This is a genomic window from Mycobacterium shunyiense (assembly GCF_058270035.1).
The window spans coordinates 66,686-82,908 of record NZ_JBZDPT010000003.1 but is presented as its reverse complement, the minus strand read 5'-3'; the positions used below and the strand labels follow the sequence as shown (position 1 = coordinate 82,908).

At 66.4% G+C, this 16,223-nt stretch carries 16 protein-coding genes; 11 read left to right on the top strand and 5 right to left on the bottom strand.

Annotated features, from left to right (window positions below; genetic code table 11):
* The gene (locus AC4ELS_RS03185; RefSeq protein ID WP_499045798.1) at positions 1-837 is read left to right on the top strand and encodes an SAM-dependent methyltransferase; all 837 of its coding nucleotides are present in this window, start codon (positions 1-3) and stop codon (positions 835-837) included.
* Positions 838-1,134: 297 nt separating this feature from the next.
* Here the strand turns inward: AC4ELS_RS03185 and AC4ELS_RS03180 are convergent, their stop codons facing one another.
* Positions 1,135-1,716 (bottom strand): VOC family protein, encoded by a 582-nt coding sequence (locus tag AC4ELS_RS03180; protein ID WP_064881562.1) that lies wholly within the window; start codon positions 1,714-1,716, stop codon positions 1,135-1,137.
* 151 nt (positions 1,717-1,867) lie between these two features.
* Between AC4ELS_RS03180 and AC4ELS_RS03175 the strand changes: the two genes are divergently transcribed.
* The 6 genes from AC4ELS_RS03175 to AC4ELS_RS03150 all read left to right on the top strand — a co-directional run bounded on the left by AC4ELS_RS03175 (position 1,868) and on the right by AC4ELS_RS03150 (position 7,615).
* Positions 1,868-2,497, top strand: a complete 630-nt coding sequence (locus AC4ELS_RS03175) for a TetR/AcrR family transcriptional regulator (RefSeq protein WP_448445226.1) — start codon at positions 1,868-1,870, stop codon at positions 2,495-2,497.
* Positions 2,494-3,621 carry an alpha/beta hydrolase family protein gene (locus AC4ELS_RS03170; protein ID WP_499045795.1) on the top strand — a complete coding sequence of 376 codons (1,128 nt, stop codon included), beginning with the start codon at positions 2,494-2,496 and terminating at the stop codon, positions 3,619-3,621. Before AC4ELS_RS03175 ends, AC4ELS_RS03170 begins: the two co-directional genes overlap by 4 nt.
* Complete coding sequence (locus AC4ELS_RS03165; RefSeq protein WP_499045792.1) at positions 3,597-4,586, top strand: 2-hydroxyacid dehydrogenase; 990 nt, start codon at positions 3,597-3,599, stop codon at positions 4,584-4,586. Before AC4ELS_RS03170 ends, AC4ELS_RS03165 begins: the two co-directional genes overlap by 25 nt.
* A gap of 85 nt (positions 4,587-4,671) precedes the next feature.
* On the top strand, positions 4,672-6,867 hold the full coding sequence (locus AC4ELS_RS03160) for an acyl-CoA dehydrogenase family protein (protein WP_463790479.1): 2,196 nt from the start codon (positions 4,672-4,674) through the stop codon (positions 6,865-6,867).
* Positions 6,868-7,030: 163 nt separating this feature from the next.
* On the top strand, positions 7,031-7,285 hold the full coding sequence (locus tag AC4ELS_RS03155) for a hypothetical protein (protein WP_499045790.1): 255 nt from the start codon (positions 7,031-7,033) through the stop codon (positions 7,283-7,285).
* Between the two features lie 18 nt (positions 7,286-7,303).
* Positions 7,304-7,615 carry a hypothetical protein gene (locus AC4ELS_RS03150; RefSeq protein WP_064881571.1) on the top strand — a complete coding sequence of 104 codons (312 nt, stop codon included), beginning with the start codon at positions 7,304-7,306 and terminating at the stop codon, positions 7,613-7,615.
* On the opposite strand, the gene AC4ELS_RS03145 is transcribed toward AC4ELS_RS03150, so the two are convergent.
* From AC4ELS_RS03145 to fadD2, 3 genes are all read right to left on the bottom strand, one after another.
* Positions 7,612-8,472 carry an SDR family NAD(P)-dependent oxidoreductase gene (locus AC4ELS_RS03145; RefSeq protein WP_448445215.1) on the bottom strand — a complete coding sequence of 287 codons (861 nt, stop codon included), beginning with the start codon at positions 8,470-8,472 and terminating at the stop codon, positions 7,612-7,614. The two genes, AC4ELS_RS03150 and AC4ELS_RS03145, sit on opposite strands and share 4 nt — an antisense overlap.
* A 47-nt stretch (positions 8,473-8,519) precedes the next feature.
* Complete coding sequence (locus AC4ELS_RS03140) at positions 8,520-9,302, bottom strand: SDR family NAD(P)-dependent oxidoreductase (protein ID WP_064958428.1); 783 nt, start codon at positions 9,300-9,302, stop codon at positions 8,520-8,522.
* Between the two features lie 124 nt (positions 9,303-9,426).
* Positions 9,427-11,100 carry a long-chain-fatty-acid--CoA ligase FadD2 gene (fadD2, locus tag AC4ELS_RS03135; protein WP_064958427.1) on the bottom strand — a complete coding sequence of 558 codons (1,674 nt, stop codon included), beginning with the start codon at positions 11,098-11,100 and terminating at the stop codon, positions 9,427-9,429.
* 54 nt (positions 11,101-11,154) lie between these two features.
* Between fadD2 and ligD the strand changes: the two genes are divergently transcribed.
* On the top strand, positions 11,155-12,399 hold the full coding sequence (ligD, locus tag AC4ELS_RS03130; RefSeq protein ID WP_448445212.1) for a non-homologous end-joining DNA ligase: 1,245 nt from the start codon (positions 11,155-11,157) through the stop codon (positions 12,397-12,399).
* Here the strand turns inward: ligD and AC4ELS_RS03125 are convergent.
* Positions 12,369-13,199, bottom strand: coding sequence for an alpha/beta fold hydrolase (locus tag AC4ELS_RS03125; protein WP_499045787.1), 831 nt, complete (start codon positions 13,197-13,199; stop codon positions 12,369-12,371). The two genes, ligD and AC4ELS_RS03125, sit on opposite strands and share 31 nt — an antisense overlap.
* A gap of 107 nt (positions 13,200-13,306) precedes the next feature.
* On the opposite strand from AC4ELS_RS03125, the gene AC4ELS_RS03120 reads away from it, so the two are divergent.
* Genes AC4ELS_RS03120 through AC4ELS_RS03110 form a run of 3 tightly spaced genes read left to right on the top strand, consistent with a single transcriptional unit; the run spans position 13,307 to position 16,142 of the window.
* Positions 13,307-14,041, top strand: coding sequence for a (Fe-S)-binding protein (locus AC4ELS_RS03120; RefSeq protein ID WP_499045785.1), 735 nt, complete (start codon positions 13,307-13,309; stop codon positions 14,039-14,041).
* The gene (locus AC4ELS_RS03115; RefSeq protein WP_499045783.1) at positions 14,038-15,504 is read left to right on the top strand and encodes a LutB/LldF family L-lactate oxidation iron-sulfur protein; all 1,467 of its coding nucleotides are present in this window, start codon (positions 14,038-14,040) and stop codon (positions 15,502-15,504) included. Before AC4ELS_RS03120 ends, AC4ELS_RS03115 begins: the two co-directional genes overlap by 4 nt.
* Positions 15,501-16,142: a LutC/YkgG family protein gene (locus tag AC4ELS_RS03110; protein WP_448445204.1), complete on the top strand. Its 642-nt coding sequence runs from the start codon at positions 15,501-15,503 to the stop codon at positions 16,140-16,142. Before AC4ELS_RS03115 ends, AC4ELS_RS03110 begins: the two co-directional genes overlap by 4 nt.
* The last annotated feature ends 81 nt before the right edge of the window (positions 16,143-16,223 follow it).

Genomic DNA, 16,223 nt, shown 5'->3' with positions numbered 1-16,223 from the left:
ATGACTAACTCTGGACCCACCCCAGGTCAGGCCGTCGCGGATACCGGCACCCTGGTGGCGGCGATCCGCGCCGAGGAAACCCGCCGCCCAGACCGGCTTTTCGACGATCCGTTCGCCGAGCGGTTGGCCGGGGAATCAGGGCGGCGGATGCTCGCCGAGTCGGTGGCCGCGACCGGCGACAAATCGACATTGCAGATCGTGGTGCGCACCCGGTTCTGGGACGAGGCGCTGTTGAATGCCGTGCCACCGGTGAAGCAGGTGGCGATCCTCGCCGCGGGTCTGGACGCGCGGGCCTACCGGCTGCCCTGGCCCGATGGCACCACAGTCTTCGAACTCGACCAGCCCGCCGTGATCGCGGCCAAGGCCGATCTACTGGCCGGCAGTGAACCGAACTGCCGGCGGGTGGCCATCGGCGTCGACCTCACCACCGACTGGACCGATGCCCTGCGGTCCAACGGTTTCGACCCTGATCTGCCGACAGTGTGGTTGATGGAGGGGCTGCTGCAGTATCTCGACGAGGAGACCGTCCACACCGTCTTCCAGCGGGTCGATTCACTGTCGGCGCCGGGTTCGGTGCTGCTCTACGACATCGTCGGCAAGACGTTGCTGGACAACGTGATGCTCGCAGCGGTTCGCGAGCAGATGGCCCGCAACGGCGCGCCGTGGCTGTTCGGGACCGACTCCCCGGAGCAATTGTGTGAACCGCTGGGCTGGTCGGCGGTGGTCACCGACATCGCTGAGCCTGGAAACAAGTGGAACCGGTGGTTCGCCCCGGCAGTGCCACTGGACGTCCCCGGGGTACCGCGCGGCTACTTCGTCACCGCCACCAAGCCTTGACGCACTGGCGCCCGGGGTCGGTTGCGGCGCCCTTTGTGGCCCGTTGCCCGCTGCCGGGGGCGGTTGCGGCCCCCTTTGTGGCCCGTTGCGCCCCGTTGCCGCGCGCCGTTGCGCCCCGTTTGTCACGCTGGAGTGGCTGCCGGGTTCGACGGCCGCGCTGGCGTGACAATGTCTGCGGCCAACTCGGCCGACGCACACCCATTGTCACACTGGAGCGGCGCTCGACGGCGACAGCCACTCTGGCGTGACAATGGCAGGGCGGGCGAGGCCGGGCCGGTGGGCCGGAGCGGGCCGGAGCTAACTGCCCGCCGTCACGGGCGGACGACGGTCGGCGGCCGTCTTGGGCGGCGTCTGGGCGTCGTTGTCAGTGAATTCCTTGGTCCAGCAGGCGAATTCCAGGGTGATGCCGTCCGGGTCGAGGAAGTAGAACGACCGGACGTAGACACCGGGGTGCACCGTGGCCGACGCCTGCATGGGACTGTCGTCGTGGTTGAGCACCGGACCGACGCGAACACCCTTGGCCTTGAGCTTCTGCCGGTACTCGTCGAACTTCTCGGCGGGCACATGCAGGGCGATGTGGTTCAGCGAGCCGGTGGCGCTGACGAATTCGCCGATGCCGGGAATGGCGGCCGGCGCCGAGATCCCCGGCACGCCGTCGGGGGCGTCACGGAACCAGAAGAACGCGATGCAGTCCCCGTTGCCGGCGTCGAAGAAAAAGTGCTGCCCCATGTCGCCGGGCAGGTCGAGCGACTTGATCAGCGGCATGCCGAGCACGTTGGTGTAGAAGTCCACCGTGCGCGCCATGTCCGCGCACACCAGGGCCACGTGGTTGATTCCGCCGAACTCGAACTCCGAGTTGGGATTGTTGGGCTTGATCACGTCGACATACCTCCGGGGCGAACGCGCCAAGGACTGGCGCTGCGGCGAATCTGAATCTAACATCAGATTCAGATGTGATCAATGATCGTGCAAGATTTCCCGGCCCGCCGGGAAACGACATTTCCCGGTGCCGCCGGGAGTGAGGAAATCCGTGACCGTCAGTCCCCGCACCCCGTTGCCGACCGCGCGCGGCCGCCAGACCCAGGCGGCGATCGACAATGCGGCCCGTGCGGTGATCGCCCGCAAGGGCATCCTGGCCACGACGATCACCGACATCGCCTCGGAGGCGGGCCGGTCGGCCGCCTCGTTCTACAACTATTACGCCTCGAAAGAGGCCATGGTTCGCGAATGGGCTCTGCGATTCCGCAACGAGGCCCGCGAACGGGCCCTGCCCGCGACCGCGCCGAATCTGACCAACTGGGAACGCTGCCACCAGGCGGCTTCCGCACACTGGATGACCTACCGGCACCGTCTCGCCGAGATCATCAGCGTCTCCCAGATGGCCATGATCGACGACGACTTCGCCGAATACTGGGACGAGATCTGTCAGCTGCCGATCGCCATGATCACCGAGATGGTCAAACATGCTCAGCAGCAAGGGTTCTGCCCCGATGACGACGCCCACCTGACGGCCGTCGCGCTGGTATCGATGCTCAACCAGTTCTGCTACGCACAACTGTCCGGCGGCCGCGACGCCGCCGCCGACGACACCGCCTGCATCACCACCCTGGCCAACGTGTTCTACCGGACCATCTACCACGAGGAGACCCCGCGTTCATGACTACAGCGTCACCGGAAGTGGTCCGCGAGTTCATCGGGCTGGAATCCCCGACCGCCCAGCGCGCCGGCGCCGGCGGATACCCATGCCAGGGCCTCTACTACCGCGGCGCGGGACACAAACCCAAGGTAGCCGTGATCGCCACGCACTATCAGATCGACTTCTCCGAGCACTACATCGCGGACCATCTGGCGCGCAGGGGCGTCGGCTTCCTCGGCTGGAACACCCGTTTCCGCGGCTTCGAGAGCAGCTTCCTCTTGGACCACGCGCTGGTCGACATCGGGGTGGGCGTGCGCTGGCTCCGCGAACAACAGAACATCGAAACCGTTGTCCTGCTCGGCAACTCAGGCGGAGGATCGCTGATGGCCGCCTACCAATCGCAGGCCGTCGACCCGAACGTGCTGCCGCTGGAGGGCATGCGGCCGGCAACCGGCCTGACGGACCTCCCGCCCGCGGACGGCTATGTGGCCAGTGCGGCCCACCCGGGGCGCCCAGATGTGCTGACCGCGTGGATGGATGCCTCCGTCGTCGACGAGAACGACGCCGTCGCCAGCGACCCCGAGCTGGACCTGTTCGACGAGCGCAACCCGGCGCCCTTCTCGGCCGAGTTCGTGGCGCGCTACCGCGCGGCCCAGGTGGCCCGCAACGAGAAGATCACCGACTGGGCCGAGGCGGAGCTCAAACAGATTCAGGCAGAAGGCTATTCGGACCGTCCGTTCACGGTGATGCGTACCTGGGCCGACCCCAGGATGGTCGATCCGGCCATCGAGCCGACCAACCGGCAAGCCAATCTCTGCTACGCGGGAACACCGATCAAGGCCAACCGGTCGGCTCGCGGCATCGCCGCGGCCACCACAGTGCGGAACTGGATCGGCATGTGGAGCCTTCGGCACGCCCAGACCCGAGCAGAGCCGCACCTGGCCCGGATCACCTGCCCGGCCCTGGTGATCAACGCCGACCAGGACACCGGGGTGTACCCGTCGGACGCCAAACGCATCTTCGACGCGCTGGCGAGCACGGACAAATCTCAGTTCTCGATCGACACAGATCATTACTTCACCACTGCCGGCGCACGCGACGAGCAGGCCGATACCATCGCCGGATGGATCGCGAAGCGGTGGCGGTGAACCCCGGCCGGATCAAGGTCCTGGCCCACTTCACTCCCGGTGACAAGGTGCTGGATTTCCTTGCACCTCATCAGGACTGGCTCGACGTGACGTTCTGCGCCGAGGACGACGACACCACGTTCTACCGGGAGCTGCCGTCCGCCGAGGTGCTCTGGCACGTGCTACGGCCGGTGTCCGGCGACGATCTTCAGCGTGGTCTGCGGCTGCGGCTGGTGCACAAGCTCGGCGCCGGGGTGAACACCATCGACGTCGACACCGCCAGTCGACTGGGCATCCTGGTGGCCAACATGCCCGGGGCCAATGCCCCTTCGGTGGCCGAGGGCACCGTGCTGCTGATGCTGGCCGCATTGCGTCGGTTGCCCGAGCTCGACCGCGCCACTCGGGCTGGCAAGGGCTGGCCGTCGGATCACAGCCTGGGCGAGACCGTCCGCGACATCAGCGGGTGCACGGTGGGCCTGATCGGCTACGGCAACGTCGCGAAGCGGGTCGAGAAGATCGTCATCGCCATGGGTGCCGAGCCGGCACAGGTGCTGCACACCAGCACGCGCGATACCGGTCACCCACGGTGGCGCAGTCTGCCAGACCTGTTGGCTGCCAGCGATATCGTCTCGCTGCATCTCCCGTTGACGGAGGCCACCCGGGGCCTGCTCGACAAGGCGGCCCTGGCGTCGATGAAACCCGGTGCCGTCGTCATCAACACCGCACGTGGGCCGATCATCGACGAGCCCGCCCTGGTGGAGGCGCTGGGTACCGGACAGCTGGCCGCGGCCGGCCTCGATGTGTTCACCGAGGAGCCGGTACCGCTCGGCAACCCCCTGCTGGAGCTGCCGAATGTGGTGCTGACACCGCATGTCACCTGGTACACGGCGGACACCATGCGGCGGTATCTGACCATGGCGGTGGAGAACTGCCGGCGCATTCATGACGGCGAGCCGTTGGCCCACGTAGTTAACGGGGTGAGATAGGCCGCCGGAGTGGCGCCGGTCACGCCGGGGTACCCTCGGCCCAACCGACCGGTTAATAGATGTACGCCCCGGATGGAGGAACCGCATGCCTATTGCGATCACGTCTGAGCACAGCGACCTGGCCGATTCGGTCCGGTCCCTGGTGGCGAGAGTGGCGCCCTCGGAGGTGCTTCACGAAGCGCTCGAGACCCCGATCCCCAATCCCCCGCCGTACTGGAAAGCCACGGCCGAACAGGGGCTGTTGGGCGTTCACCTCTCGGAATCCGTTGGCGGACAAGGTTTCGGCATTCTCGAACTGGCCATCACACTGGCCGAGTTCGGCTACGGCGCGGTCCCCGGGCCCTTCGTGCCGTCGGCGATCGCCAGTGCACTGATCTCGGCCGGCGACCCCGAGGCGAAGGTCCTGAGCGGACTGGCCTCGGGCGAGACCATCGCGGCCTACGCCATCGACTCCGGTCTGACCGCGACCCGCCACGGTGACGGCCTGGTGATCCGCGGCGAGGCCCGGGCGGTGCCCTCCGCAGCGCAGGCTTCGATCCTGGTGCTGCCGGTCGCGATCGAGTCCGGTGTCCAGTGGGTGGTGCTGGACGCCGCCCAGCTCGAGATCGAGCCGGTTCGCAGCGTCGACCCGTTGCGTCCGTTGGCCCACGTCCGGGCCAACGCCGTCGAGGTCGAGGCCGACCGGGTGTTGACCAGCCTGAGCACCGCCCACGCCCGCGCACTGATCACCACACTGCTGTCGGCCGAGGCGATCGGTGTCGCGCGCTGGGCCACCGACACCGCCACTGCATACGCGAAGATCCGCGAGCAGTTCGGCAGGCCGATCGGGCAGTTCCAGGCGATCAAGCACAAGTGTGCCGGGATGATCGCCGACACCGAGCGAGCCACCGCCGCCGTCTGGGATGCGGCCCGGGCGCTCGACGACGCGCAGGAAGACCCTTCTGCGGAAACTCATTACGAGTTCGCCGCCGCAGTGGCCGCCACCTTGGCGCCCGCTGCGGCACAGCACACCGCCCAGGACTGCATCCAGGTGCACGGCGGGATCGGATTCACCTGGGAACACGACACCAACGTCTACTACCGGCGTGCTCTCGTGCTGGCTGCCTGCTTCGGGCGGGCCTCGGACTACCCCCAACTGGTGGTCGACACCGCGACGGCGACCGGGATGCGGCCGGTCGACATCGACCTCGATCCGGACACCGAGAAGCTGCGTGACGAGATCCGCGCGGAAGTCGCTGGGCTGAAAGCTATTCCGAGTGGCGCCGAGCGAAATACCGCGATCGCCGAGGGCGGTTGGGTGCAGCCGCACCTACCCAAGCCGTGGGGCCGCGCGTCGGAGCCGATCGAGCAGATCATCATCGCCCAGGAATTCAGTACCGGCCGCGTGCGGCGGCCGAACATGGGCATCGCCTCCTGGATCATTCCGTCGATCGTGGCGTTCGGCACCGATGAGCAGCAGCAGCGGTTCCTGCCGCCGACGTTCCGCGGCGAGATGATCTGGTGCCAGCTGTTTTCCGAGCCGGGTGCCGGTTCTGACCTGGCCAGCCTGACCACCAAGGCCACCAAGGTCGACGGCGGCTGGCGGATCACCGGACAGAAGATCTGGACGACGGGTGCGCAGTTCTCGGAGTGGGGCGCCCTGCTGGCGAGAACGGAACCAAGCGCGCCAAAACACAATGGCATCACGTACTTCCTGCTGGACATGAAGTCACCTGGCGTCGAGGTGAAACCGCTGCGCGAGCTGACCGGCAACGCGATGTTCAACACCGTGTTCATCGACGACGTGTTCGTACCCGACGACATGGTGCTCGGCGAGGTCAACCGTGGCTGGGAGGTCAGCCGCAACACGCTGACCAACGAGAGGGTGTCGATCGGCAGCAGCGAGCCGCCGTTCCTGGCCAACCTCGACCAGTTCGTGGCCTTCTTACGGGACGGGCAGTTCGACCAGATCGAGCAGAACCGCGCGGGCCAACTGATCGCCGAAGGCCACGCCGCCAAGGTGCTGAACCTGCGATCCACGCTGCTGACACTGGCCGGCGGGGACCCCATGCCGGCGGCCGCGATCTCCAAATTGCTGTCGATGAAGACCGGCCAGGGCTACGCCGAGTTCGCGGTGGCCTCCTTCGGCACCGACGGCGCCGTCGGGGACCCTGAGCAGGAATTCGGCCGCTGGGCCGAGTATCTGTTGGCCAGCCGCGCCACCACGATCTACGGCGGCACCACCGAAGTTCAGCTCAACATCATCGCCGAACGCCTGCTGGGCCTGCCCCGCGATCCGTAACCCTGTTTGCGCGACCAGACGTAGAACTGCCTCTTTTCCCTGGAAAAGGGGCAGTTTTGCGTGTGCTCGGCCGGTGACTCGAGTGCTACCGTCGAAATAGACGGCTACCAGAAACGGTTGGCACTCAACGATGAGAACGTCAGGACAGCGCATCCTGCGCCCAGTGGCAGTGGGCGCAGCGGCAATCGCGGTCGTCATCGCGCCGACGGCCGTATCGGGGCAGGTCTCCGCGGAACCTGCCGAGATTCAAGCTGAGCCATGTGTAAACGGGGTCATCCCGTGGAACCCGTACGTCGTGAACTGCAATCTGCAACCCAGACCGCCGCGGGTGCGCGGGTCGGCTCCCGATGCCGGCGCCATCATCGCGTGCCGCGGCCGGCCGGGTTGCCTGGCCTGGTACATCAACGGGCCGCCGTGACGGATGTGAGCCGAAGATATGGGCAGCGATGAAGACGATGTCGAAAAGCGTTGGCACAACCCGGAAATGTTCCGATCCGCGGTGGGCTACGTGGTCGCCGTCGTTGTCGTGGCAGGCTTGGCGCTGACGTTCTACGCCTTTGATCACTCCGTGCTCTCGGCCGCGCTGGTGCCCACGATCACCTTCGTCGGCGGGCTCGGGGCGTTTATCCGGACCTACCAGGTGTGGAAAGCCGAGGGCACCTGGCCGATCTGGCAGGGCGCAGGGTGGTTCCTGCTGGCGTTGTCGTTGGTATGCCTGGCCGTGCCCGGCACCGCGATGCTCTCCTAATGCCCCTTGTTGAGCTCTGCTTGCACCGCACGGCTTCGGTTGAGTGCCGTCTTCGCGAGGCGCAACGACAGCCGCGGTGACAGCCGCTCCAGATACCAGAACAACTTCCACCACGCGGGCACGATGATCATCGCGTCGCCCCGCATCACGGCCCGCACCACACGCTCGGCGAAAACGTCAGGATCCATGGGCCGCAACGGCTCCCACACCTTCTTGACGAAGTCTTCGTCGGTGACGCCGGGGCCCTTGAGCCGGCCGTACTTGCCACCGCTGAGAATCGGTGTCCGGACGACTCCGGGGCACAGCGCCGAAACCAGCACGTTGTGACGCTCGGCCTCGACGCGCAAGGTCCGCGAGATGGCCACGACGGCATGCTTGGTGGCGGAGTAGCTCGCCTGACCCGCACCGGTCATGAGACCAGCCATGGACGCGGTGTTCACGATGTGGCCGTTGTGCTGCCGGATCATGATGGGATAGACCGCCTGGATGCCGTGCACCACACCACGCAGGTTCACGTCGAAGACTTCGTTCCAGTCGTCCAGCGTGTACGAGTCGATCTCGCCGCCGACCCCGATTCCCGCGTTGTTGAACAGGTAGTCGATGCGGCCCGACCGCTCCACGATCGTGGCGATCGCGCGCTCGAACGAGGCGAAGTCGCGCACGTCGAGTTCGATGGCGTGCGCTGTTCCACCACTGACACCAAGCTTGTCGGCGAGGTCCTGCGCCACATCCTTCTGCCGATCGGCTATCCACACCTCAGCACCTTGGCCGGCCAGCCTGGCCGCGAGCGCCGCGCCGATACCGGATGCACCACCGGTGATCACGGCGACTTTTCCCGATACGCTCTGCGCCCCCATGGCGGCAGAATACGTTCGATCTCTCGGCCCCGCCGGAGGTTGAGTTTCTAGGGCAGGATCGAGTCGACGTAACCGCCGTCGACTCGCAGTGCCCCACCTGTGGTTGCCGAGGCCAGGGGCGACGCGAGATAGGCCACCATGTTGGCGATCTCCTCCGGCTCGATCAGGCGCTGGATCAGCGACTGCGGCCGATGCTTGATCATGAACTCCCGCTGCGCTTCGTCCCACGGCAGCGACTTGTCGACGAGCTGGTAGACGAAATCCTCGACGCCCGCGGTATGGGTCGGCCCGGCGATCACCGAGTTCACGGTCACGCCGGTACCCGCAGCTTCCTTGGCGAAACCACGCGACACCGCGAGCAGCGCCGTCTTGGATACGCCGTAATGGATCATCTCCGCCGGGGTGACAATCGCGGAGTCACTGGCGATCTGGATCGCCCGGCCCCAGCCGCGCTCGGTCATGCCCGGCAGGTAGCTACGGATAAGCCGCACGGCTGCAAGCACATTCACGTCGAAGTAGGTGCGCCACTGCTCGTCGGTGATCTCCATCGGCGGAACCGCCCCGAAGATGCCGAGATTGTTCACCAGGATGTCGACGTCGGGCAACTGACGCAGCAGATCGGCAGTTCCCTCCTCTGTCGAGACGTCGGCGGCAACACCCAGGACGTCGAACTCGCCCAGTTTGGCGACGGCCTCATCGACGCGGGCCGACGTACGACCGTTGACGGCGACGCGGGCACCGCTACGTGCCAGTTGCTCGGCGATGGCCAGCCCGATGCCTTGCGTCGAGCCCGTGACGAGTGCGGTCTTTCCGGTCAGTTCGATGTTCACAAGGAGCTATTACCTCCGGTCAGACCGAACTATTCCTCGTTCGGCAAAGACAACACCGGCGAGCAGACGCTCCGGTGCCCGGAAACAGGCATTTCGGGGTACCGACACGTCTGCTCGCCAGGATTCATTCCAGGTCGCGGAGTTCCCGCTTGAGGATCTTGCCGGTCGGGTTGCGCGGCAACTCGTCGAGGAACACCACCTCACGCGGCACTTTGTAGCGCGCCAGATGCTCTTTGACGTAGGCCTTGACCGTGTCCTCGTCGAGGCTGGCTCCCTCGGCCTTCACCACGAAGGCCTTGAGCCGGGCACCCCATTCCTTGTCCTCGACACCCAGCGCGGTGGCCTCGATGACATCGGGATGTCCGCTGATCAGATCCTCGACCTCGGCCGGGAACACGTTCTCGCCACCGGAGACGATCATCTCGTCGTCGCGACCGCTGACGTAGAGCAGGCCGTGCTCGTCGAAGTATCCGACGTCGCCCGACGACAGCATGCCGTCGATGATCTCCTTGCCCCCGCCTCCGGTATATCCCTTGAACGGGAAGGTGTTTCGCACGAAGATGCGCCCCACCTGCCCCGTCGGCACCTCCTTGCCATTGTCGTCGATGATCTTGACGGTGATGCCCTTGACCACCGGCCCGACCGTCGACGGATTGATCGACAGATCCTTGGGGCGCGCGATGCTGGCGAAGGCGATCTCGGTCGATCCGTACAGGTTGTAGATGACCGGCCCGAGCTCCTTGAGGGCGCGGGATGCCAGTTCCGCGCCGAGTTGGGAGCCGGAGACGAACACGATCCGCAACGACGACAGGTTGGGTTTGGGCTGCATCTGATCGAGATGGTCGAGCATGCGCGAGAGCATCACCGGCACCACCACCATGCCGGTGACTCCGTGCTTCTCGACGTCTTCGAACACGGTGGCCGGCTTGAACCGGCGACGGAGTACCAGCGTGGAACCCAGCATCATCGCGATGGTGGCGTGCAGGAACCCGAGCGCATGGAACATCGGCGCGGGCAGTGCGGTCACCTCACCGGCCTTGAACGGGACGTGGGACAGCACTCCCCCGATCGGCGCCAGTGACGGCGGAGCGGCCCGGTTGGCGCCCTTGGGAGTGCCGGTGGTGCCGCTGGTCAGGATGATGATGGCGGGATGTTTGGTGGCCTTGGGTGCGGGACGGCCGTTGCTGCGTGCGATGACGTCGGCCAGCGTTTCATCGGTGCTGCCTGACGGCATTTCCGAATCGGGGTTGACGCCCAGCGCCCGCAATTTGCCCAATGCCGGTTCGGCGTGTGCCACGGCAGCGGTGTACTCGTCGTCGTAGATGATCACCTTCGCGCCCTCGCGCGCGGAGACCTCTTTGATCTGCGGCCCCGAGAACTCGGAGTTCAGCATGATGATCCGGGCTCCGACCCTGGCTGCACCGTATTGGGAGATCAGGAACCAACGGTGATTGCGGGCCAGGATGGCCACTCCGTCCCCACCGCGCACGCCCATCGTGAGCAGCTCGTTGGCGACCGCGTGCGCGGCGGCATCGAGCTCTCCGAACGTCAACTCGCCCTCGTCGTCGATGACCGCGACACGGTTGGGGTGCCGACGCGCATTGAGGGCGGGGATCATGCCGATCTCGCCCCAGGTCCGGATGTCGTTGAGCATGGCCGCGATGTTCTGCGGGGGCTCCAGCCGCAGCGCGCCCGCCTCGAACATCTTGCGCGCGTAGTGCAATTCGGCCGCGCCACGCTCCGCGTACTGCTTGGCTTTCGCGGTCAGGTTCGCCGGCAGATCAGACAGACTTGGCATGTCGCCACAATAAGTGACGTCTGTCGCACCGCGGGCGGTAACTACCATGTGGTCATGGCCGGTGCAGAGTCGCTGGAGATCGACGGCCTCGAGGTGGCCGTCAGCAACCCCGACAAGGTGGTTTTCCCTGATGCGCATGTCACCAAGCTGGACCTGATCAACTACTACCGATCAGTCGCCGACGGTGCACTGCGTGGTGTCTATGAACGCCCGATGATCCTCAAACGGTTCGTGAAGGGAATCTCCACCGAAGCCATCTTCCAGAAGCGCGCTCCGGAAAAACGGCCGGACTATGTGGACGTCGCCGAGCTCAAGTACCGGTCCGGCACGTCGGCCAAGGAAGCGGTGCTGCGCAACACCGCGGGACTGGCCTGGGCGGTGAACCTCGGATGCGTCGATTTCAACCCCCACCCGGTGCGCGCCGACGATCTCGACCACCCCGACGAATTACGGGTCGACCTCGACCCGATGCCCGGGGTCGGCTGGTCGCAGATCGTCGATGTCGCGCAGGTGGCCCGCGAGGTGCTGGAGGAACACGGCCTGACCGCCTGGCCCAAGACGTCGGGCTCGCGCGGCTTCCACATTTATGCGCGCATCCACCCGCGGTGGCCGTTCACCAAGGTGCGGCTGGCTGCCGAGACGGTGGCTCGGGCGGTAGAGCTCCGGATGCCGGACATTGCGACGGCGCGCTGGTGGAAGGAAGAGCGGGGCTCCCGGGTCTTCGTCGACTTCAACCAGAACGCCAAGGACCGCACGGTGGCCTCCGCCTATTCCGTGCGGGCCACCCCCGATGCCCGGGTGTCCACCCCGCTGCGCTGGGACGAGGTCGACGGCTGCCGCCCCGAAGCCTTCACGGTCACCACCGTGCCGTCCCGGTTCGCCGAGATCGGCGACCCGTGGGAAGGCATGGATCTAGCGGTCGGCGAGCTGGACGCGCTGCTCGCGCTCGCCAAGGAACTCGGCCCGGCGGAGAAAGCCCCGAAGGGCACGTCTCACGATGGACGACGACAGTCGAGCATGCCGCTGATCGAGATCGCCAAGACCAAAACCAAAGAAGAAGCCATGGCAGCACTGGACGTATGGCGCGAGCGCTATCCGGCTGTGGCGGCGCAGCTCGAACCCGTCGACGTCCTGCTCGACGGCATGCGCGGGCCGAGCTCGATCTGGTACCGGGTGCGGATCAACCTGCAGCACGTACCCGAGGCCGAGCGCCCACCGCAGGAAGAGCTGCTCGCGGATTACAACCCGTGGGAGCACTATCGCGGTGCTCAGTTGCCGCCGGATCGACACCGCGACTGATCGGAAACCACCTGAATCAGCAATTCAGCAGTGCCTTCTGGTGATTCGACGTGGAAGTGATGGCTGCCCAGATCCACGGGCACGATGTCGATCCGGTCGCGGTAGCGTTCGATGGCTTCCTGCCTGATGAGTGAGCGCACCGCGAACAGCGTCACCGGCTCTCGAACGTCACCGAGCGCGGCGTCCATGTCCCAGTCCACCAGGCCCTCGATAGCGCGCAGACCGGCCGGCTGGCGTACAGCCGCCATCTTCGTGAAGTAGGCGTTCGTACGCGCCGGGTCGGTGCCCTCGGGCGATCCTCCCTCGACCATGCCCCGCGTCGCCGCATCGAAGTCGTTGTAGAAGGGCTGCAGCACCGCCCGTGCCTGCCGTTCGTCCTGGGCCGGATACAGCGACAGGTAGTGCAGGCCGTCCAGCGCAACGACGTGCGAAACCGCGGCGGGCAGCAACCGTGCGGATTCGACCGCTACCGCACCGCCGAGGGAATGTCCGACCACGACGACGCTGTGCGCAGCCTCGGCGGTCAGGACTGCCACCACGTCACGGCCGAACTCCTCGATCGTCCAGACCTCGCGCGCCGAGCGAGATTCGCCGTGCTCGGCGAGATCGATCGCGATGACGCGGTACCGGTCCGACAGGAAGCCGGTGACGGCGTCGTAATCGGTTCTGTCACAACCCCACCCGTGAATGAAGGCGAACGTCGGCCCGTCGGACTGGCCGGTGACCGCGTATCGGATCGTGGTGTCGTGTGGACGCTGAACCTCGCGGACCGCAGGTGCAGCCTCGCCCGTTGCCGACATGCTGGCCTCTCACTCTCCGACCGCGTTCCGCGGCCACGCCGAACAACAGCCGCCCGCGGTTACGGATTCCCGGCATATTGTGGATACGTCACGGTTTAGGAGTGTGCATGCGAATCGCCCTGTTCGCGACCTGCCTGGCGGATGCGATGTTTCCACCTGCGGCGATCGCCACGGTGCAGTTGCTCGAGCGCCTGGGTCACCAGGTGGTCTTCCCTGCCGGCCAAACCTGTTGCGGCCAAATGCATGTCAACACCGGCTATCTGCAGGAGGCCACCGCGCTGGTGCGCAATCACGTCGAGTCCTTCGAATCCGCGAATTGCGATGCCATCGTCGCGCCGTCGGGATCGTGTGTGGGGTCCGTCCGTCACCAACATGCGATGGTGGCCCGCCGCGCCGGCGACGAGAGCCTGGCCACCCGTGCCGACCGCCTGGCCGAAAAGACCTATGAGTTGTCCGAACTGCTGATCGACCTGCTCGGGGTCGACGACGTCGGCGCCTACTACCCGCACCGCGTCACCTATCACCCGACCTGTCACTCACTGCGCATGCTCGGGGTGGGCGACAAGCCTCTGCGCCTGCTACGCAACGTGCAGGGACTCACTCTTGTGGAGCTGCCGGAAGCCGAATCCTGTTGTGGATTCGGCGGAACATTCGCCATCAAGAACTCGGACACGTCCACGGCGATGCTGACCGACAAGATGGCCCACATCCTGGCGACCGAGGCCGAGGTGTGCAGTGCCGGAGACTCCTCATGCCTGATGCACATCGGTGGCGGCCTCAGCCGGCTGCGCTCCGGGGTACGCACCGTGCACCTGGCCGAGATCTTGGCGGCCGAAGCATGACGACATTCCTGGGCACCCCCGGCGTCGGCAACCTCCGCGGCGACGAGTCCTTTCCGAAAGCCGCGCGCACCGCGCTGGCCGACTCCCAACTGCGCCGCAACATCGGCCACGCCACCCACACCATCCGGACCAAACGGTTGACCGCCGTGGCCGAATGCGACGACTGGGAACAGTTGCGCGCCGCGGGCAGCGCCCTCAAGCAGGACGTGATGGCGCGGTTGCCCGAGTTGCTCGAGCAACTCGAGTCCAACGTCACCCGCCGGGGCGGCGTGGTGCACTGGGCCCGCGACGGCGAGGAGGCCAACCGCATCGTCGCCGACCTCATCCGCGCCGCCGGATCCGACGAGGTGGTCAAGGTCAAGTCCATGGCCACCCAGGAGATCGGCCTCAACGAGTACCTGGAAGCTCACGGCATCGCCGCTTTCGAAACCGACCTGGCCGAGCTGATCGTGCAGCTCGGCCACGACAAGCCCAGCCACATCCTGGTGCCGGCCATCCACCGCAACCGGGCCGAGATCCGCGAGATCTTCGACCGGGAGATGCCCGACGCGGGTGAGCTGACCGATGACCCGCGGGTGCTGGCCATGGCGGCCCGGGCCCATCTACGGCGCAAGTTCCTCACTGCGAAGGTCGCGGTCAGCGGGGCGAACTTCGGTATCGCCGAGACCGGCACCCTGGCCGTCGTGGAGTCCGAGGGCAACGGCCGGATGTGCCTGACGTTGCCGCAGACGCTGATCACGGTGATGGGCATCGAGAAGGTGGTGCCGTCGTTCACCGATCTCGAGGTCTTCATGCAGTTGCTGCCGCGCTCCTCGACCGCGGAACGCATGAACCCGTACACCTCGATGTGGACCGGCGTGCATCCCGGCGACGGCCCCCAGGAATTCCATCTGGTGCTGTTGGACAACGGCCGTACCCGGGTGCTGGCCGACGAGGTGGGGCGTCCCGCCTTGCACTGCATCCGGTGCAGCGCGTGCCTCAACGTCTGCCCGGTCTACGAACGCACGGGCGGGCACGCCTATGGCTCGGTGTATCCCGGACCGATCGGGGCGATCCTGAGCCCTCAGCTCACCGGCACCACCGGTCACAATGACCCCAACGCCAGCCTGCCGTTCGCCTCGTCGTTGTGCGGAGCGTGCTTCGAAGCCTGCCCGGTGCGCATCGACATCCCGACGATCCTGGTACACCTGCGCGCGCAGCAGGTGGATCAGGAAAGAGGGGGCATTCCGTCCGGACAGGATCTGGCGATGAAGGCCGCGGGCTGGGCGATGTCCGGCGCGGGCCGGTTCGCACTGGCGGAGACGGCGCTGGGCGCCGGACGGCTGATCGCCGGACGTGATCACCGCATCTCCGCGCTGCCCTGGCCCGCCTCGAAGTGGACGGCCAGCCGTGACATTCCCGAGCCGCCCGCCGAGACGTTCCGGCAGTGGTGGAACCGGACCCACGAGGGAGGCCGAGGATGACGGGTCTGACGTCCGAGTCGGCCCGGGCGGCGGTGCTCGGTCGGATCCGCGGTGCCCTGGCCGCGGCACCGCCACCGTCGGTCGCGGTGCCGCGGGACTACCACCGTGAGCCCCTGACCGGCGCCGGTGACGTCGAGCGCTTCGCCGAGGCGGTCGCCGAGTACCGCGCGCGGGTCCATCGGATCGGGGTCGACGCGATCGCATCGACGGTCCTCGAGCTCGTAGGGCCCGAAGCCACTGTGGTCATCCCGGCGGATCTGCCGCTCGAGTGGGCGACCGGGCTGACGACGGTCCCCGACGCGCCGACGCTGAGTGTGGAGCAACTCGATCGCGCCGATGCCGTACTGACCGGATGCACGCTGGGAATCGCCGCGACTGGCACGATCGTGCTAGATGCCGGTCCTGGGCAGGGGCGGCGGGCGCTGACCCTGGTGCCAGACCATCACCTCTGTGTGGTGCGGATTGATCAAATCGTCGACACCGTGCCGCAGGCATTCGCCGAGCTGACGGCGACCCGGCCACTGACCTTCATCTCCGGCCCCAGCGCCACCAGCGACATTGAACTGCAGCGGGTAGAAGGCGTCCACGGGCCCCGAACTCTGGACGTACTGATCGTCGCCGACCTTACCGACGGGTAGGTCCCAAATGTTCTTAGCAAAGCATTAACGCTGGCTCCCAGCAGCCTTATTTTGCCCACTTAGCGTTATGAACAGGTTGAC

Coding starts and splice junctions, on each gene's coding strand:
- AC4ELS_RS03185 (WP_499045798.1), top strand. CDS start 1: ATGACTAACTCTGGACCCACCCCAGGTCAGGCCGTCGCGGATACCGGC.
- AC4ELS_RS03170 (WP_499045795.1), top strand. CDS start 2,494: ATGACTACAGCGTCACCGGAAGTGGTCCGCGAGTTCATCGGGCTGGAA.
- AC4ELS_RS03165 (WP_499045792.1), top strand. CDS start 3,597: ATGGATCGCGAAGCGGTGGCGGTGAACCCCGGCCGGATCAAGGTCCTG.
- AC4ELS_RS03160 (WP_463790479.1), top strand. CDS start 4,672: ATGCCTATTGCGATCACGTCTGAGCACAGCGACCTGGCCGATTCGGTC.
- AC4ELS_RS03150 (WP_064881571.1), top strand. CDS start 7,304: ATGGGCAGCGATGAAGACGATGTCGAAAAGCGTTGGCACAACCCGGAA.
- AC4ELS_RS03145 (WP_448445215.1), bottom strand. CDS start 8,472: ATGGGGGCGCAGAGCGTATCGGGAAAAGTCGCCGTGATCACCGGTGGT.
- fadD2 (WP_064958427.1), bottom strand. CDS start 11,100: ATGCCAAGTCTGTCTGATCTGCCGGCGAACCTGACCGCGAAAGCCAAG.
- ligD (WP_448445212.1), top strand. CDS start 11,155: ATGGCCGGTGCAGAGTCGCTGGAGATCGACGGCCTCGAGGTGGCCGTC.
- AC4ELS_RS03125 (WP_499045787.1), bottom strand. CDS start 13,199: ATGTCGGCAACGGGCGAGGCTGCACCTGCGGTCCGCGAGGTTCAGCGT.
- AC4ELS_RS03120 (WP_499045785.1), top strand. CDS start 13,307: ATGCGAATCGCCCTGTTCGCGACCTGCCTGGCGGATGCGATGTTTCCA.
- AC4ELS_RS03115 (WP_499045783.1), top strand. CDS start 14,038: ATGACGACATTCCTGGGCACCCCCGGCGTCGGCAACCTCCGCGGCGAC.
- AC4ELS_RS03110 (WP_448445204.1), top strand. CDS start 15,501: ATGACGGGTCTGACGTCCGAGTCGGCCCGGGCGGCGGTGCTCGGTCGG.